Here is a 17,881-nt window from a genome sequence, read left to right as displayed (position 1 = left end):
TCTCAAATCGTGCGGGTGATCTCCCGCGGGACGTCCACGCCGACCAGCTTGTCCGGGTTGCGCATCGCATAGAAGTGGCTGATCCGGCCGTCGACGACCTCGGCGATCACGATGCCCTCGAAGCTGTCGCCGAGGTAGAGCTTCAAGGCGGGGGAGTTGTTGTAGACGGCTGGTTCGACGCGTCCGCCTTCGCCGGCCATCCGCATCAGGCCGAGGACCAGCTTGCTGACCCGTTCGGCACCGCTGACCGGTCGGCGCGCCGCGCTCCGCTTGCCCGCGCTGTCGGCGGTCCACACCACGTCGGGTGCGAGCAGTTGCATCAGGCTGTCGACGTCACCGGTCGACGCCGCGATGAAGAACCGCATGGTGATCTCGGTCGACGTCTTCGGATCGACCGGCTCGAACCGCTTGCGGCGTGACTGGACGTGCTCGCGGGCGCGGTGCGCCATCTGCCGCACCGCGGTCGTCGACTTGCCGATCGCCGTGGCGATCTCGTCGTGGCTGAACGCGAACACCTCGCGCAGGACGAACACCGCGCGCTCGTCGGGGGTGAGTGTCTCGAGCACCACCAGCATCGCCATGGACACCGACTCGGCGAGCACCACGTCGGCCTCGGCGTCCCTGGTCTCCACCAGCAGCGGTTCGGGGAGCCACGGACCGATGTAGTCCTCGCGTCTGCGGGTCTGGGCCCGCAGCGCGTTGAGGGCCTGCCGGGTGACGAGCTGGGCGAGGTAGGCCTTGGTGTCCTGCACCGTCGACAGGTCCACCTCGGCCCAGCGCAGATAGCTCTCCTGCAGCACATCGTCGGATTCGGTTGCGCTACCGAGAATCTCGTAGGCGATCGTGAACAGCAGCGGCCGCAGCAACGTGAACCGCTCGGCGTGGTCGTTCACGGCACCGGCACCTCTGGGCCGTTCATGGCGAGCCGTTGCCCGCGCTTGCCGCCCTTGAGCCAGAAGTAGCTTCCCGGCTTGCGCGCCTCGCGGGACAGGAACGACACCGTGCCCTTGCAGACCGTCTCCTTGATGGAGGCCGCGACCCGGCCACCGATGTGCAGCGGCATGACCCGGTCGTCGAGGTGCGCGAGCTGGATGAGCCCGGCCCTGCGCCCCAAGCTGATGCACTGGCCGGTGAACGCCTGGTTCAGCACCTTGGGTTCGGCGCCGGCGATGCGGCTCAGCACGGTGTTGGCGGCCTGCGCGCCGAGCGGGATGGCGGCCTGGCAGCTCATGCGCAGCGGGAGGTCCGACGGCGCCGATGCATCGCCCGCGGCGACGATGCGGGCGTCGTCGACGCTGGTGAGGGTCTCGTCGGTGAGCAACCGGCCGATGCGGTCGGTGGCCAGCCCGCTGCGCGCGGCGAGGTCGGGCACCCCGAAGCCCGCCGTCCAGACGGTGACCGCGCTGGACAGCCGGCGGCCGTCCGACAGCGTGACCGCATCGCGGTGCACCTCGGTGACCACGGCACCCGGCCCGTCGAGCACGGTCACGCCGAGCTTGGCGAACCGCCTGGCGGCCGTCCGGCGTCCCGCGGTGCTCAGGTAGGGGCCGAGGACACTGCCGCACACCAGCGTGACCCGACGGCCCGCCTCGGCGAGTTCGGCGGCCATCTCCATCCCTGTCGGCCCGGCGCCCACCACGACGATCGGCGCGTCGGGCACGGCCCCGGCGACCGCGGCGCGCAGCGGTTCGCCGTGTTCGTATTCGGAGATGGGATAAGCGAATTCGGCGGCCCCGGGCACATCGAGCGCGGCGCCGGTGCTGCCGACCGCATAGATCAGGTAGTCGTAGTCGAGCGTATCGCCGGAGGCGAGGTCCACCCGACGGGCCGCCGCGTCGATCCGGTGCGCCGAGTCGACGACCAGTTCGATGCCGTCGCCGAGCACGGTGCCGAAGTCGACGACCGCGTCATCGGATCCGGTGGCCATCTGGTGCAGGCGGATCCGCTCGACGAACTGCGGCCTGGGGTTGACGAGCGTGATCCGGACACGCTCGTCGAGGCGCAGGTGGTTGGCGGCCATCACGCCGGCGTAACCGCCGCCGATCACCACGACGTGGTCTGTGCGTTCTTTCATGTCGCCCTCCTTCGGTCGTCCGGCGCTTCGCGGCCACCGGGAGGCGGCCAGACGGTGAAGAGCCGGTATGACCTCGAGACACCACGCACACGAGGAGTGTGACACTTCGGAGCCGGATGTGGTCGAGGTCACTCTCGCCGGATCGCCCGCGCCACCGTGACGCCGATCAGCTTGTCGGGATTGGCCATCGCGTAGAAGGTGGCGATCCTGCCGTCGACCACGTCGACCAGGAACAGCCCCTTCATCTCGTCGCCGCTGAACACGACGACCGCCGGAGTGTTGTTGTACGTCGCCGTCTCGAAGCGGAGGTCCGGGACGCGCTGCGGCCCCACCCGGAAGAAGCCGGCGACAAGCGCCGCCACCTTCCTGGCACCCACCACCGGCCGCCGGACCGCCTGAACGCGCCCGCCGCTGTCGGTGATCCACGCCGCGTCCGGCGCGAGCACCGCCAGCAGACCCTGGATGTCACCGGTGGCCGCGGCCGCCATGAACCGTTCGGTCACCTTCGCGGCGTCGGCGGCGTCGGTGGGCCCGAACCGCTTCCGTCTGGCGTGGACGTGCTCGCGGGCGCGGTACGCCATCTGGCGCACCGCACCCACGGACTTGCCGACCGCTGCGGCGATCTCGGGGTGGTCGAAGCCGAACACCTCACGCAGCACGAACACCGCCCGCTCGTCCGGGGTGAGGGTCTCGAGCAGGACCAGCATGGCCATCGACACCGATTCGGCCAGCACCACATCGGACGCGGCGTCACCGTCGTCGAGCAACAGCGGTTCGGGCAGCCAGGGGCCCACGTACTCCTCTCGCCTGCGTGCGTTCGCCCGCACCGCGTTGAGGGCCTGACGGGTCACCAACTGCGCCAGATAGGACTTGGTGTCCCGAACCGTCGCCAGGTCCACCTCCGCCCACCGCAAGTAACTGTCCTGTAGGACGTCCTCGGATTCGGTTGTGCTGCCGAGAATCTCGTAAGCGATCGTGAACAGCAGCGGACGCAGCAGGGTGAACCGTTCGGCGTGTTCGCCGGTGGTGGTCACGGTGCGGTGCCCACCTCGACCGCCGGTTGCTGCGGCCGCGGGCCGCCCTTGAACCAGAACGCCGACCCCGGTTTGCGGGCCTCGCGGCGCAGCCCCCAGATCGTGCCCTTGCAGATGATCTCCTTGAGCACCGCGGCGATCCGGCCGCCGACGTAGACGTCGACCGGGGTGTCATCCCTGCGGCCGAACTGCACGATGCCCGTGCGGCGGCCCAGGCTGGTGCAGGTGCCCGCGAAGCCGTACTCGAAAACCGCGGGTTCGGTGCCCGCGATCCGGCTCAGCACGGTGTTGGCCGCCTGTGGACCGAGCTGTGAGGCCGATGCGCAGCACATCCGCAATGGCTCACCCGAAGGGGCCGCGCAGTCGCCGGCCGCGATGATGCGGGGGTCGTCGAGGCTCGTCAATGTCTCGTCGGTGAGCAGCCGGCCCATGGCGTCGGTGCGGAGTCCGCTGGCCACCGCCAACTCGGGCACCCCGAAGCCGCCGGTCCAGATCGTCAACGCGCTCGGACGCACCGCGCCGTCGGCGAAGACCACCGCATCGGGCCGAACCTCGGTCACCACATCGTTTTCCATGACCGCGATCCGCAGCTTCGCCAGCGCCTTGGCGACCGACCGCCGGCCCGGTTCGGACAGCGACGGGCCGAGCCGGCCACCGCATACGAGCGTGATCCTGCGGCCCTGCTCGGCGAGTTCGGTGGCGACCTCGATTCCGGTCAGGCCGCCTCCGACGACGGTCACCGGTGCATCCGGGTGCAGCTCGTCGACGGCCACGCGCAATCGCTGCGCCTGCTCCAGTTCCGCTACCGGATAGGCGGATTCGGCCGCGCCGGGTACCGATTCGCTCACCGCGCCGGTGCTGCCGACCGCGTAGATCACGTAGTCGTAGCGCAGCGCGTCGCCCGAGGCGAGTTCGACCGAGCGGGCTGCGGTGTCGATGCGGGTGGCCGTGTCGACGACGAGCCGGATGCCCTCACCGAGCAGGTCGCCGTAGTCGACGGTGGCGTCGGCGGTGCCGGCCACCAACTGGTGCAGCCGGATCCGTTCGACGAATCTCGGTCGCGGGTTCACCAGCGTGATGTCGAGATCGCCGCGCATCCGCAGATGGTTGGCCGCCAGGGTTCCGCTGTATCCGCCGCCGATGACGACGACATGTGGGCGGTGGTTCATGGTTCCTCCAGGTCTCGGGGATGTGATGCCCCTGAGACACCGCCCGCGACCGGAACGTCACGCCGTAGCCGCTACATGTGAGCCAGATCACTCAGATGAGGCCGAGGGCGAGCATCGCGTCGGCCACCCGCGTGAAGCCGGCGATGTTGGCGCCGGCCACGTAGTTGCCCGGCTGCCCGTACTCGTCGGCGGTCCGCAGACACCGGTCGTGGATGCGGCCCATGATCTCGGCCAGCTTCTCCTCGGTCTCATCGAAGGTCCACGAATCGCGCGACGCATTCTGCTGCATCTCCAGCGCGCTGGTCGCCACACCGCCGGCGTTGACGGCCTTACCGGGGGCGAAGACGGTGCCGGCCTCGGCGAAGAGTTTGACCGCCTCGGGCGTGCACGGCATGTTCGCGCCCTCGGCGACGATTCGGCAGCCGCCCTTGACCAGCTGCGCGGCGTCGGCGCCGTTGATCTCGTTCTGGGTGGCGCTGGGCACCGCGATGTCGCATTCGACGTCCCACACGTTGCCGTGCACGAAATGCGCTCGGCCGCCGTGTATCTCGGCGTAGTCCGACACCCGGCCGCGCTGGACCTCTTTGATCTCCTTGAGCGTCGCCAGGTCGATGCCGTCGGGGTCGACGACGTACCCGTCGGAGTCCGAACACGCGATGACCGTGCCGCCGAGCTGCTGGATCTTCTCGATCGCGTAGATGGCCACGTTGCCCGATCCGGACACCACGGCGCGCTTGCCGTCGAAGGACTCGCCGCGGGCCTTGAGGATGTCGGCGATGAAGTACACGGTCCCGTAGCCGGTCGCCTCGGTGCGCACCAGCGAGCCGCCCCACGTCATGCCCTTACCGGTCAGCACACCGGACTCGTAGCGGTTGGTGATGCGCTTGTACTGACCGAAGAGGTAGCCGATCTCGCGCATGCCGACCCCGATGTCGCCGGCGGGCACGTCGGTGTACTCGCCGATGTGGCGGTACAGCTCGGTCATGAACGACTGACAGAACCGCATGATCTCGCCGTTGGACCGGCCCTTGGGGTCGAAGTCCGAACCGCCCTTGCCGCCGCCGATGGGCATGCCGGTCAGCGAGTTCTTGAAGATCTGCTCGAACCCGAGGAACTTCACGATGCCCAGATACACCGACGGATGGAACCGCAGGCCACCCTTGAACGGGCCCAGCGCCGAGTTGAACTCGACCCGGAAGCCGCGGTTCATCTGGACGGTGCCGCTGTCGTCGACCCACGGCACCCGGAACAGGATCTGCCGCTCCGGTTCGCACAGCCGGCGGATGACCGCGGCGTCGGCGTACTCCGGATGTTTGGCCACCACCGGTCCGAGGCTCTGCAGCACCTCGTAGACGGCCTGATGGAATTCGGTCTCGCCGGGGTTGCGCCGCGCGACCTCCTCGAAGATGTCCTGCAGGTTCTCGTGCAGCCCGTTCATGCTTCCTCCACCTGGTACCTCGGGAACACCCCGACGGGCTTCGGCAGTGCGGTGCCCGGGGTGAGGCGTGCCGAAACGGCGGCGAAGGTGCGTTGATCGCCCGGCTGGCCGAGCAGGTCGAGCAGTCGGGCCGCGGACTCCGGCATCACCGGCTGAACTAGCAGTGCCGCCACACGGACGGCTTCGAGCGTCGTGTACAGCACCGTGCGGAACCGCGCCTGGTCCTCCGCCGCTTCCGACTTGCTCAGAACCCAGGGTTGTTGGGCGGAGAAGTAACGGTTGACCTGGCCGAGCATGAACCAGATCGTTTCGAGGGCGGTGTGCATAGCAGGAACATCGAAATAGATTCGTACGGCGTTGAGCAGTTCATCGCTTGCTAGGCCAAGAATGTGCTGGTCGTCGGCGGTGAATTCGCCCGGCTCCGGCACGGCGCTGCCGAGGTTCTTGGCGACCATCGACAGTGAGCGCTGCGCGAGGTTGCCCAGTTCGTTGGCCAGGTCGGCGTTGATGCGGCCGATGATGGCGTCCTCGCTGTAACTGCCGTCCTGGCCGAACGGCACCTCGCGCAGGAAGAAGTAGCGCACCTGGTCGAGGCCGAACGTGTCGACGAGGTTCACCGGGTCGACGACGTTGCCGATCGACTTGCTCATCTTCTCGCCGCGGTTGAGCAGCCAGCCGTGCGCGAACACCTTGCGCGGCAGCTCGAGGCCCGCCGACATCAGGAACGCGGGCCAGTAGACGGTGTGGAACCGGATGATGTCCTTGCCGATCATGTGCAGATCGGCCGGCCAATAGCGCTGGAACGCCTCCGAGGAGGTGTCCGGGTAGCCGACGCCGGTGAGGTAGTTGGTCAGCGCGTCCACCCAGACGTACATGACGTGGTCGGGGTGGTCGGGCACCGGCACGCCCCAGTCGAACGTGGTGCGGGAGATCGACAGGTCCCGCAGCCCGCCGGAGACGAAGCTGACGATCTCGTTGCGCCGGACGTCGGGCTGGATGAACTCGGGGTGGGCCTCGTAGTGGGCGAGCAGCCGGTCGGTGTAGGCCGAGAGCCGGAAGAAGTAGGTCTGCTCCTCGGTCCAGGTGACCGGCGCCCCGGTCTCGGTGGCGATGCGGGAGCCGTCGGGCCCGACGCTGGTCTCACCCTCGGTGAAGAAGCGTTCGTCGCGCACCGAGTACCAGCCGGAGTAGGCGTCCAGGTAGATGTCGCCCGCGGCGTTCATCCGCTGCCAGATGTCCTTGGAGGCCTCGTAATGGTCGGCGTCCGACGTCCGGATGAACCGGTCGAACGAGACGTTGAGCTTCTCCTGCAGCTTCTGGAACACATCGGAGTTGCGCCGCGCCAGGTCGGCGGCCGAGACGCCCAGCGCCGCCGTCGTCTCGGCCATCTTCTGCCCGTGCACGTCGGTGCCGGTCAGGTAGCGCACGTCGTATCCGTCGAGCCGCTTGAACCGGGCGATCGCGTCGGTGGCGATGTACTCATAGGCGTGGCCGACGTGCGGATCGCCGTTGGGATAGGCGATCGCGGTCGTGATGTAGAACGGGGCCCCTGGGGTGGGCGTCCCCGCGCCGGGGAGGGTGGTGCTCACGTGGACTGACTCTATGGTGTGGGGCGTGAGTCGATCGAACCGTCCGGCACCGCCGGCTCCCGAGCCGCTGACGCCGCTGATCGACGCGCACACCCACCTCGACGCCTGCGGCGCGCGTGACGGTGACGACGTGCGGGCGGCCCTGGACCGGGCGGGCGCAGTCGGGGTGCAGGCCGTCGTGACGATCGCCGACGACCTGGCCGCCGCGCGCTGGGCCACCCAGGCCGCCGAGTGGGATGCCCGGGTGTACGCGGCGGTGGCGCTGCACCCCACCCGGGCCGGGGCGCTCACCGACGAGGCGAAGGCCGAGATCGAGCGGCTCGCCGCCCACCCGCGCGTGGTGGCGGTGGGGGAGACCGGACTGGATCTGTACTGGCCCGGCAAGCTCGACGGATGCGCCGCACCGGACGTGCAGCGCGAGGCGTTCGCCTGGCACATCGACCTGGCCAAGCGGATCGGCAAGCCGCTGATGATCCACAACCGCGACGCCGACGCCGCCGTCCTCGACGTGCTCGCCGCCGAAGGGGCCCCGGAGAGGGTGATCTTCCACTGCTTCTCCTCGGACGCCCAGATGGCGCGCGCCTGTGTCGACGCGGGCTGGCTGCTGAGCCTTTCGGGAACCGTGAGCTTCCGGAACGCGCACGCGCTGCGGGAGGCCGCGCAGCTCATCCCGGGCGAACAGCTGCTCGTCGAGACGGACGCACCCTTTCTCACCCCGCATCCATACCGCGGAGCGCCCAACGAGCCGTACTGCCTGCCCTACACGGTGCGGGCACTGGCGGAGGTCCGCGACCAACCGGCCGAGGAGCTGGCTCAGCAAACCGCCGACAACGCCATCGGCGCATACGGGCTCGGTGCGAGTTGATCTCAGTAAAGGAGTTCGTTACCGTCTTGTGATCGTAAGCGGACTTAGCGCCGCATTTTTTGAAACGTTTGTACCAAAACAGGGATTCGGCCGAACTTGACTGCTCTGAACAGGCTGCACGAGGCGCGTTCGCCCATGCTGCGCATCGTCGTGGGCGCACTGCTGGTGGCGTTGACCTTCGCCGGCGGCTACGCCGTCACCGCCCACAAGACCGTCACACTCTCGGTGGACGGAACCGAGACCACGGTGTCCACGATGAAGTCGCGCGTGATCGACGTCGTGCAGGAGAACGGCTTCGAGGTCGGCGACCGCGACGACCTCTTCCCGGCCGGTGACGCCGAGGTGCGTCAGTCGGAGACCATCGTGCTGCGGCGCAGTCGGCCGCTGGACATCTCGCTCGACGGTCAGCACACCCGTCAGGTGTGGACCACGGCGTCGACGGTCGACGAGGCGCTGGCGCAGCTGCAGATGACCGACAGCGCCCCGGCCGCCGCCTCGCGCGCGAGCCGGGTGCCGCTCGGCGGGATGTCGCTTCCGGTCGTCACCCCCAAGACCGTCCAGATCGATGACGGCGGGGCCATCAGCACGGTGCGCCTTGCCGCGCCGAACGTGGCCGGGCTGCTCGAGGCCGCGGGCGCACCGCTGCAGCAACGGGACAAGGTGGTGCCCGCCGCATCCGCCCCGGTGGTCGACGGGATGCAGATCCAGATAACTCGGATCCGGGTCGCGAAGGTGACCGAGCGGCTGCCGCTGCAGCCGGCCGACACCCGCATCGAGGACGTCGAACTCAACATGAGCCGTCAGATCGTCGAAGATCCGGGAAGCCCGGGCGTACAGGACGTGACTTTTGCTGTTTCAAAGGTCAACGGCGTGGAAACCGGCAGGCTGCCAGTAGCCAATGTCGTTGTTTCACCTGCAAGGAACGCGGTTTTGCGGGTCGGTGCCAAGCCCGGCACCGAGGTCCCCCCGGTGCGCGCAGCGGCGACGTGGGACGCCCTCGCACAGTGCGAAGCCGGAGGTAATTGGTCCATCAATACCGGTAACGGATATTTCGGTGGCGTCCAATTTGATCAAAACACCTGGGAGCGCAACGGGGGTCTGCGGTATGCTCCGAGGGCAGATCTGGCGACAAGAGAAGAACAGATCGCGATTGCTGAGGTCACGCGGGCAAGGCAAGGCTGGGGAGCCTGGCCCACGTGTAGTGGAAGGTTGGGGGCGTCGTGACAATCCGACTACTCGGGCGCACCGAGATCCGGCGCCTGGCGAAGGACATCGATTTCCGCCCGCGCAAGTCGTTCGGGCAAAACTTCGTCCATGACGCCAACACCGTGCGCCGGATTGTCTCGGCCTCCGGTGTACACCGCCACGACCATGTCCTCGAGGTGGGGCCGGGCCTCGGCTCGCTGACGCTGGCGCTGCTCGACCGCGGTGCGCACGTGACGGCGGTGGAGATCGATCCGCTTCTCGCGCAACAGCTTCCCACCACGATCGCCGATCACTCGCACAGCGAGATCAACCGGCTGACGGTCCTCAACCAGGACATCCTGACGCTGATGCCGTCCGACCTGGAGAACCAGCCGACCGCGCTGGTCGCCAACCTGCCGTACAACGTCGCGGTGCCCGCGCTGCTCCATCTGCTCGCGGAGTTTCCGACGATCCGTTCGGTCATGGTCATGGTCCAGGCCGAGGTGGCCGAGCGGCTCGCCGCCGACCCCGGCGGCAAGGACTACGGCGTGCCGAGCGCGAAAGTGCGGTTCTACGGCAACGTCCGCCGCTACGGCATGGTGTCGCCGACGGTCTTCTGGCCCATCCCGCGGGTGTACTCCGGTCTGGTCCGCATCGACCGCTACGAGACGTCCCCGTGGCCGACGGACGCCGATTTCCGCGCCCAGGTCTTCGACCTGATCGACATCGCGTTCGCGCAGCGCCGCAAGACGTCGCGCAACGCGTTCGCCGAGTGGGCCGGATCCGGCAACGAGTCCGCACGCCGGCTGCTGGCGGCCAGTATCGACCCGTCGCGGCGCGGTGAGACCCTTGCGATCGCGGACTTCGTCCGGTTGCTGCAGCGCTCCGGTGAAGCCGAGGAGCAGGTTCGCGTCCAGTAGTGCCGGATTCGGTCGCGGCTGGAGTTTGCGCCGCTCACATGCGGCGATAGTGTCGAGCGGTGCGCAACGGCAACACCGCCTCCGAGTGGGTTCCCACCGGGTCGGTCACCGTGCGGGTGCCCGGCAAGGTCAACCTGTTCCTGGGCGTCGGTGACCTGCGTGACGACGGCTACCACGACCTGACCACGGTCTTCCACGCCGTATCCCTGCTCGACGAGGTCACCGTCTCGACCGCCGACACGCTGTCGGTGGACCTGGCCGGCGAAGGTATGGAGTTGCTGGCCACCGATCACCGCAACCTGGCGTGGAAAGCGGCCGAGCTGATGGCCGAGCACGTCGGCAGATCGCCCGATGTGGCGATCTCGATCGAGAAGTCGATCCCGGTGGCCGGCGGGATGGCCGGCGGCAGCGCCGACGCCGCGGGAGTACTGGTCGCGATGAACCATCTGTGGGAGCTCGGTGTGCCGCGGCGCGACCTGCACGCGATGGCCGCCGAACTGGGCAGTGACGTGCCGTTCGCGCTGCACGGCGGCACCGCGTTGGGCACCGGCCGCGGCGAGGAGCTCGCCACGGTGCTGGCCCGCAGCACCTTCCACTGGGTGCTCGCGTTCGCGAAGAAGGGCCTGTCCACGCCGAAGGTGTTCGGTGAACTCGACCGGCTGCGCGCGTCGGCCGGCGGGGCCCGGTCCGAACCCGCCCGGCTGGGCGATCCGGAGCCGATGCTGGCCGCGCTGGCGTCCGGGAACGCCCATCAGCTGGCGCCCCTGCTCGGCAACGACCTGCAGGCGGCCGCGCTGAGTCTCTACCCGGAGCTGCGGAGGACCCTACGGGCCGGACTGGACGCGGGTGCGCTGGCCGCGATCGTGTCCGGTTCGGGGCCGACGTGCGCGTTCCTGTGCGCGTCGTCGCCCGGGGCGATCGACGTCGGCGCCCGGTTGGCGGGCGCGGGGGTGTGCCGGACCGTGCGGGTGGCCAGCGGGCCCGTCCAGGGGGCCCGCGTGGTGCCCGCACCGTCGTCCTCGGTGTGAGGTCGTTGCACGCGGAATGTGTGACCCACGCCTCAATCGGCGCGACGGTTTGGCAGGTTACTTAAGGGTCTCTTAAGATGGTCCGCGGTGAAAGCTAGCGGTCGAGCGCCGGACGCGCGTCCTTTCCCCGCCGGCGCCGTCGGTGGGTCACCATGTGGTCCCACCGGACCCGGTCCGGCCGCAGTGCACCACCGGGCCGATCGCCCATCACCGTTTCGATACCCAACTGCTCCTCAATCGTGTGCGCGTGCCTACTCGGCAACGCGTCTGAACAGGCGGAGCATGAGAAGCCGGGCAGTGGCGCCGGTCCCCAGGAGGATGTCGTGAGCAGGTTCACCGAGAAGATGTACCGCAACGCGCGAACCGTGAGCACCGGCATGGTGACCGGCGAGCCGCACGACCCCATCCGCCACACCTGGGGCGAGGTGCACGAGCGGGCCCGCCGCGTCGCCGGTGGCCTGGCCGCGGCCGGTGTCGGCCTCGGGGACGCCGTGGGTGTGCTGGCCGGCTTCCCCGTCGAGATCGCCCCGACCGCCCAGGGCCTGTGGATGCGCGGTGCGAGCCTGACGATGCTGCACCAGCCCACCCCGCGCACCGACCTCGCGATGTGGGCCGAAGACACGATGAACGTCATCGGCATGATCGAGGCGAAGGCGGTGATCGTCTCCGAGCCGTTCGTGGTCGCCATTCCGGTGCTCGAGGAGAAGGGGATCAAGGTCCTCACCGTCAGTGACCTGCTGGCGGCCGAGCCGATCGACCCCATCGAGGTGGGCGAGGACGATCTGGCCCTGATGCAGCTGACGTCGGGATCCACGGGATCCCCGAAGGCCGTTCAGGTCACGCACCGCAACATCCACTCCAACGCCGAGGCGATGTTCATCGGCGCCGAATACGACGTCGAGAACGACGTCATGGTCAGCTGGCTGCCGTGTTTCCACGACATGGGCATGGTCGGCTTCCTCACGATCCCGATGTACTTCGGCGCCGAACTCGTCAAGGTCACGCCGATGGACTTCCTGCGCGACACGCTGCTGTGGGCCAAGCTCATCGACAAGTACAAGGGCACGATGACGGCGGCGCCGAACTTCGCCTATGCGCTGCTGGCCAAGCGGTTGCGCCGCCAGGCCAAACCGGGCGACTTCGACCTGTCCACGCTGCGATTCGCGCTCTCGGGCGCCGAGCCGGTCGAGCCGGCCGACGTCGAGGACCTGATCGACGCCGGTAGGCCGTTCGGCCTCAAGCCCGAGGCCATCCTGCCCGCCTACGGCATGGCCGAGACCACGCTCGCCGTGTCGTTCTCGCCGTGCGGCGCCGGTCTGGTGGTCGACGAGGTCGACGCCGACCTGCTGGCCGCGCTGCGCCGCGCCGTGCCCGCCACCAAGGGCAACACCAAGCGGCTGGCCGATCTGGGCCCGCTGCTCACCGATCTCGAAGCGCGCGTCATCGACGAGAACGGCAACGTCATGCCGCCCCGCGGAGTGGGCGTCATCGAACTGCGCGGCGAATGCGTCACGCCCGGGTACATGACCATGGGTGGGTTCATCCCGGCCCAGGACGACCACGGCTGGTACGACACCGGCGACCTCGGCTACATCACCGAGGACGGCCACGTCGTGGTCTGCGGTCGCGTCAAGGACGTGATCATCATGGCCGGGCGCAACATCTACCCGACCGACATCGAACGCGCGGCGGGCCGCGTCGAGGGTGTCCGGCCGGGCTGTGCCGTCGCCGTGCGACTCGACGCCGGACACTCGCGGGAGACGTTCGCCGTCGCGGTGGAGTCGAACGCCTGGCAGGATCCCGCCGAGGTGCGCCGCATCGAGCACCAGGTGGCCCACGAGGTGGTGGCCGAGGTCGAGATGCGTCCGCGCAATGTCGTGGTGCTCGGACCGGGCAGCATCCCGAAGACCTCGTCGGGCAAGCTGCGTCGCGCCAACTCGGTCTCCCTGGTCATGTAGTCCCGCGACGGCCACCAGTGTGGCGGCGCAGGGCCCTGTCCAGGGTGACGGGCGGCAGGTACTGGTCGACGAGGGTGCGGTGCCACCAGATCCGCTCGTGCATCAATTCGTGCCACGTGCTGAACCGGTACTCGTAGAGCCGGGCCCGCACATAACGCGGCGGCGAATCGGGGAACGGGTTGTGCCGAAGCAGACGCAGTGTCGCCTTGTCGTTCTGTAACAGCCGAACGATGAACTCGCCGAACCAGTCCCGCGCGTAGGCGGGGCTCAGCGCGACGAACCACATCAGCCAGTCCAGACGCAGGTGGTAGGGCGCCCACTGGCGCGGACGCCGGTGCGGATCGCCCGGCTTGCCCTTGAACCCGTACTCCTTCCACGTCGTGTGGCCGGTGATCTCCTGGTCGTCGGTACCCTCGATCACCACCTCGTACCGCACGCGGCTGATGCTGCCGAACGCGCCATAGGTGTTCATCACGTGAAACGGGTTGAACGCCGCATTCATACGCTGCCGGGTCGACACCATGTTGCGCACCGGCCAGTAGCTCATCACCACAGCCGCGGCGGCGGCCGCGGTCACCAGCGCCGCGAACCACACCGGTGTCTCCGGCTGGGCGGGCGGAGCCGCCACCGGCAGCACCGACGCGAACGCGGCCTGATCGAGCGCACTGACGGCCAGGACGATCGTGATCCAGTTGAGCCATGCGAAATTACCGGAGAGCACCAGCCACAGCTGGGTGATGATGACGACCGCCGCGGCGATGCTCGCCACCGGTTGCGGAGCGAAGAGCGCGAAGGGGACGACGAGTTGGGCGAAGTGGTTACCCGCGACCTCGACACGGTGCAGAGGTTTCGGCAGATGGTGGAAGAACCAGCTCAGCGGACCGGGCATCGGCTGGGTCTCGTGGTGATAGTCCAGACAGGTCAGGTCGCGCCAGCACCGGTCGCCGCGAAGTTTGATCAGGCCCGCGCCGAACTCCACCCGGAACACCAGCCATCGGGCGAGCAGGATCGCCAGCAGCGGTGGCGCCGTCTCGTCGTTGCCGAGCAGGAGCGCCACCAGCCCCGCCTCCAAAAGCACTGACTCCCAGCCGAATCCATACCAGCGCTGACCGACGTTGACGATGGACAGGTAGAGCACCCAGATCACCAGCCACATGACCGTCGCCGCAGCCAGGGGAACCACATCGGCGACGCCGGCGACGATCGCCGCGGACACTGCCGCGCCGAACCAGCAGACAACGGCGAACAGACGGTCGGAGTAGCGGATGTGGAAGATGCTCGGCGCGGCCCGGAACGACACGCGCGCCACGAATGCGGGAATCGGAAGCATGCCGTGTTCGCCCATCAGCGCTCGGAACTGTCGCGCCGCAGCGACGAAGGCGATCAGATAGATCGCCGCGACACCGCGCTGTAGGACCTCTCTGGCCAGCCAGTACTCGGGTGCTACGAACCACTGCGCGTCCACGTCGGGTGCTCCTGAGACGACGGCCTGCTCCTCCGTGTACCCATCATGCATCCTGTCCGGCAGCGTGTGGGGGAGTCGTCGGCCGGGGTGCGTCTTACCGGCTCGCCGTCCGAAAGTCATTGGCCCCGTGTCGGGGGTCGCGGCTACCGTCGTGGCATGACACCGGCCATCGAAGCGATCGACCTGGTGAAGCGATTCGGCGACCACACGGCCGTCGACCACGTCAGCTTCTCGGTGCCCGCGGGCACTGTCCTTGGGTTGCTCGGTCCCAACGGGGCGGGCAAGACCACCACCGTGCGGATGATGACGACGCTCACCCGGCCCACCGGCGGGACGGCCCGGGTCGCCGGGTTCGACGTCGTGCGCGACCCCGACGAGGTGCGCCGCCACATGGGGCTGACCGGTCAGGTCGCCACCGTCGACGAACTGCTCACCGGCCGGGAGAACATCCGGATGATCGGGGGGCTCTACGGCATCCGGCGCAAGGAACTGGCCCGGGTGGGTGACGAACTGCTCGAGCGGTTCTCGATCGACCACGCCGCCGACCGCGTGGTGAAGTCCTACTCCGGGGGGATGCGCCGCCGGCTCGACCTCGCGGTCAGCCTGCTCGCCGCGCCGCCGGTGCTGTTCCTCGACGAACCGACTACCGGGCTGGATCCGCGCAGCCGCAGCGAGCTCTGGGAGGTGCTGCGCGGTCTCGTCGAGGGCGGCACGACGCTGCTGCTGACCACCCAGTACCTCGAGGAGGCAGACCAGTTGGCCGACGACATCGTGGTGATCGACAAGGGCCGCATCATCGCGAAGGGTTCGCCGCTGGAGCTCAAACGGCAGGCCGGTAACGCCAGCCTGGTGGTGACGGTGGCCGACGGTGACGATCTCCCGGCCGCCCAGGCGCTGCTGGCGAAGACCGGCGCCGAGGTGTTCGTCGACCGGGGCGCCCGCCGGCTGACCGCGGCCGCAGACGGGCTGGCCGACATGGTCCGCGTCGCCGGCTGGCTACGCGACAGCGATATCGAGGTCGACGACATCGGGCTGTCGCGGCCCAGCCTCGACGACGTGTTCCTGTCGCTCACCGGCCACCGCACCGAAGAAGAGGAGGCCAGCGCATGACCGCCGTCGAACCACGCCTGCAGGGCCAGGCGCGGCGCCCGCTCACCCATCGCACCAACCTCGCGCAGCAGTCGTGGATCATGGTCAAACGCAACATGATCCACACCAAGCGGATGCCGGAGATGCTGAGCGACGTGACCGCGCAGCCGATCATGTTCGTGCTGCTGTTTGCGTTCGTGTTCGGGGCGTCGATCACCAACACCGGCGGGGCGTCCTACCGGGAGTTCCTGCTGCCCGGCATCCAGGCTCAGACCATCGTGTTCTCCGCGTTCGTGGTGGCCTCGGGAATCACCGCCGACGTCGAGAAGGGCATCATCGACCGGTTCCGGTCGCTGCCGATCTCCCGGTCCTCGGTGCTCATCGGGCGCAGCATCGCCAGCGTGATCCACTCGTCGCTGGGGGTGGTCGTGATGGCGCTGACCGGTCTGGCGATCGGATGGCGGATCCGGGGCAGTGTGGGGGAGGCGGTGCTGGCGTTCGCGCTGCTGCTGTTGTTCGGTTTCGGGATGATCTGGTTCGGCATCCTGATCGGGTCGCTGATGCGCACGGTCGAGGCGGTCAACGGCGTCATGTTCACCGCGCTGTTCCCCATCACGTTCCTGGCCAACACGTTCGTGCCGACCGAGCCGATGCCGCACTGGCTGCGGGTGATCGCCGAATGGAATCCGGTGTCGTCGCTGGCGCAGGCCATGCGGGAACTGTGGGGCAACGGCGGCCCGGCCGCACCGGATGCGCAGTTGCCGCTGCACCATCCGGTGCTGGCCACGGTGCTGTGGTCGCTGGCGCTGACGGCGGTGTTCGCACCGTTCGCGCTGCGCGCCTACGCCAAGCGCACCGGAGGCTGATCGACGGTGCCCTGAGGGCGGCCACTGTGAACTGAGGGTGAAGATCCGGGCGTTTTCCCGCCCTCACGGCACAGTCGGCAGCGCCATCCGGAGCGTCTAACCGTCCCACACGACGTAGCCGTCGACGCGCACGCGGGCGCCGGCCGCCACCGGATGGGGCGTCAACCTGCCGTCATGCATGAGATGGCGGACCGCGGCGTCGAAGCGCAGCACCGCGACGTCGGCCACCAGTCGCCGGTGGCAACGCCACCACACGCTCTCGCTGCACATGACCGCCACTGTGCGGGAGCCGCTTTCGTCGAGCACCTCGCCCAGTGCGGCATCGAATTCGGCGGTCCTGGTGTGCGCGGCGTAGGCGGCGAACTGCTCGACCTGCCACCACGGATCGTCGCGAGGGGCGTCGGCCGCCAGGCGCCGCCGCCCGCCGAGGCGTTCCTCCCACCGGTAGGCGATCCCCGCGTCCGGCAACCAGGACGCCATCGCGTCGCGGGACATGTCGGGGTGGGTGCGGCTGCCGGGGAATCGGCGGATGTCGACGAGGGTCTGCACCCCGGCGCCGCGCAGCAGGTCGGTCAGCTCCGCGCCGGAGAGCCGCCCGTGCCCGGCCGTCAGCAGCGTCATGCCCAGGCGTGCACGAGATTCTGGGCGGGCTCCAGCCCCTGGGCGATCAGCAGTTCGGTGGCGTCGGCGGCCTGTTCGCAGATCGTCGGCACCTCGGCCCGTTCGGGCGCGGTGAACGGTTCGAGCACGTACGTCGCCGGGTCCTTGCGGCCGGGCGGACGGCCGACGCCCACCCGGACACGCTGGAAATCCTTGGTGCCCAACGCCGCCGCCACCGACTTCAGGCCGTTGTGGCCCGCGACGCCGCCGCCGAACTTCAGCCGGATGCGGCCGAAGTCGATGTCGAGTTCGTCGTGGATGACGATGACGTCGGCGGGGGCCACCGAATAGAACTTCGCGAGCGGGCCGACGTTGCGGCCCGACTCGTTCATGTACGTGCGTGGCTTGGCCAGCACGACGGCCCTGCCCGCCAGGCGGCCGGTCGCGATGTCGGCGCCCGATTTCCGGTGCACCTTGAATCCCGATCCGATCCGCCCGGCCAGCAGATCCGCGACGACGAAGCCGACGTTGTGGCGGGTCTTGGCGTAGTTGGGCCCGGGGTTGCCCAGGCCCACCACCAGCAACGGGTCGGCCATGTCGA

Annotated in this window: 16 protein-coding genes; 7 read left to right on the top strand and 9 right to left on the bottom strand. The window is 68.8% G+C overall.

What is annotated here, in order from left to right:
- Window positions 1–2: 2 nt before the first annotated feature.
- The 6 genes from sigJ (AU195_RS16025) to metG form a co-directional block, all read right to left on the bottom strand.
- Window positions 3–893, bottom strand: a complete 891-nt coding sequence (gene sigJ, locus AU195_RS16025; protein ID WP_059160048.1) for an RNA polymerase sigma factor SigJ — start codon at window positions 891–893, stop codon at window positions 3–5.
- On the bottom strand, window positions 890–2,074 hold the full coding sequence (locus AU195_RS16020; protein ID WP_059160047.1) for an NAD(P)/FAD-dependent oxidoreductase: 1,185 nt from the start codon (window positions 2,072–2,074) through the stop codon (window positions 890–892). Before AU195_RS16020 ends, sigJ (AU195_RS16025) begins: the two co-directional genes overlap by 4 nt.
- A gap of 128 nt (window positions 2,075–2,202) precedes the next feature.
- A complete protein-coding gene (sigJ, locus tag AU195_RS16015; protein WP_059160046.1) occupies window positions 2,203–3,108 on the bottom strand; it encodes an RNA polymerase sigma factor SigJ in 906 nt (301 codons plus the stop codon).
- Complete coding sequence (locus AU195_RS16010) at window positions 3,105–4,277, bottom strand: NAD(P)/FAD-dependent oxidoreductase (RefSeq protein WP_059160045.1); 1,173 nt, start codon at window positions 4,275–4,277, stop codon at window positions 3,105–3,107. Before AU195_RS16010 ends, sigJ (AU195_RS16015) begins: the two co-directional genes overlap by 4 nt.
- 91 nt (window positions 4,278–4,368) lie before the next feature.
- On the bottom strand, window positions 4,369–5,715 hold the full coding sequence (gene gdhA, locus AU195_RS16005; RefSeq protein WP_059160044.1) for an NADP-specific glutamate dehydrogenase: 1,347 nt from the start codon (window positions 5,713–5,715) through the stop codon (window positions 4,369–4,371).
- The gene (metG, locus tag AU195_RS16000) at window positions 5,712–7,304 is read right to left on the bottom strand and encodes a methionine--tRNA ligase (protein WP_059160043.1); all 1,593 of its coding nucleotides are present in this window, start codon (window positions 7,302–7,304) and stop codon (window positions 5,712–5,714) included. The genes gdhA and metG overlap by 4 nt, the downstream gene beginning before the upstream one ends.
- A gap of 13 nt (window positions 7,305–7,317) precedes the next feature.
- Here metG and AU195_RS15995 point away from each other — a divergent pair, with 13 nt between their 5' ends.
- The 5 genes from AU195_RS15995 to AU195_RS15975 all read left to right on the top strand — a co-directional run bounded on the left by AU195_RS15995 (window position 7,318) and on the right by AU195_RS15975 (window position 13,260).
- A complete protein-coding gene (locus AU195_RS15995; protein ID WP_059160042.1) occupies window positions 7,318–8,169 on the top strand; it encodes a TatD family hydrolase in 852 nt (283 codons plus the stop codon).
- A 96-nt stretch (window positions 8,170–8,265) separates the two neighbouring features.
- Entirely contained in the window at window positions 8,266–9,393 is a 1,128-nt protein-coding gene (locus tag AU195_RS15990) for a resuscitation-promoting factor (RefSeq protein WP_059160041.1), read from the top strand.
- Window positions 9,390–10,274: a 16S rRNA (adenine(1518)-N(6)/adenine(1519)-N(6))-dimethyltransferase RsmA gene (gene rsmA, locus AU195_RS15985; RefSeq protein ID WP_011768360.1), complete on the top strand. Its 885-nt coding sequence runs from the start codon at window positions 9,390–9,392 to the stop codon at window positions 10,272–10,274. The genes AU195_RS15990 and rsmA overlap by 4 nt, the downstream gene beginning before the upstream one ends.
- Before the next feature lie 59 nt (window positions 10,275–10,333).
- Window positions 10,334–11,302 carry a 4-(cytidine 5'-diphospho)-2-C-methyl-D-erythritol kinase gene (locus AU195_RS15980; protein ID WP_059160040.1) on the top strand — a complete coding sequence of 323 codons (969 nt, stop codon included), beginning with the start codon at window positions 10,334–10,336 and terminating at the stop codon, window positions 11,300–11,302.
- Between the two features lie 323 nt (window positions 11,303–11,625).
- Window positions 11,626–13,260, top strand: coding sequence for a fatty acyl-AMP ligase (locus tag AU195_RS15975; protein WP_059160069.1), 1,635 nt, complete (start codon window positions 11,626–11,628; stop codon window positions 13,258–13,260).
- On the opposite strand, the gene AU195_RS15970 is transcribed toward AU195_RS15975, so the two are convergent.
- Window positions 13,253–14,776, bottom strand: coding sequence for a lipase maturation factor family protein (locus AU195_RS15970; RefSeq protein ID WP_082703083.1), 1,524 nt, complete (start codon window positions 14,774–14,776; stop codon window positions 13,253–13,255). The genes AU195_RS15975 and AU195_RS15970 overlap by 8 nt on opposite strands.
- Window positions 14,777–14,881: 105 nt before the next feature.
- Between AU195_RS15970 and AU195_RS15965 the strand changes: the two genes are divergently transcribed.
- Together AU195_RS15965 and AU195_RS15960 are read left to right on the top strand one after the other, a co-directional pair.
- Complete coding sequence (locus tag AU195_RS15965) at window positions 14,882–15,835, top strand: ATP-binding cassette domain-containing protein (protein WP_059160038.1); 954 nt, start codon at window positions 14,882–14,884, stop codon at window positions 15,833–15,835.
- Window positions 15,832–16,680 carry an ABC transporter permease gene (locus tag AU195_RS15960; protein ID WP_059160037.1) on the top strand — a complete coding sequence of 283 codons (849 nt, stop codon included), beginning with the start codon at window positions 15,832–15,834 and terminating at the stop codon, window positions 16,678–16,680. Before AU195_RS15965 ends, AU195_RS15960 begins: the two co-directional genes overlap by 4 nt.
- A gap of 96 nt (window positions 16,681–16,776) precedes the next feature.
- On the opposite strand, the gene AU195_RS15955 is transcribed toward AU195_RS15960, so the two are convergent.
- Both AU195_RS15955 and pth read right to left on the bottom strand, forming a co-directional pair.
- Window positions 16,777–17,301, bottom strand: coding sequence for a DUF488 domain-containing protein (locus AU195_RS15955; protein WP_059160036.1), 525 nt, complete (start codon window positions 17,299–17,301; stop codon window positions 16,777–16,779).
- Window positions 17,298–17,876, bottom strand: a complete 579-nt coding sequence (gene pth / locus AU195_RS15950; protein ID WP_059160035.1) for an aminoacyl-tRNA hydrolase — start codon at window positions 17,874–17,876, stop codon at window positions 17,298–17,300. The genes AU195_RS15955 and pth overlap by 4 nt, the downstream gene beginning before the upstream one ends.
- Between the last annotated feature and the right edge of the window lie 5 nt (window positions 17,877–17,881).

It is taken from the genome of Mycobacterium sp. IS-1496 (assembly GCF_001499995.1).
GTDB lineage: Bacteria > Actinomycetota > Actinomycetes > Mycobacteriales > Mycobacteriaceae > Mycobacterium.
Note: the sequence above shows the minus strand (reverse complement) of the source record. Positions and strands in the feature narration are given on the sequence as shown.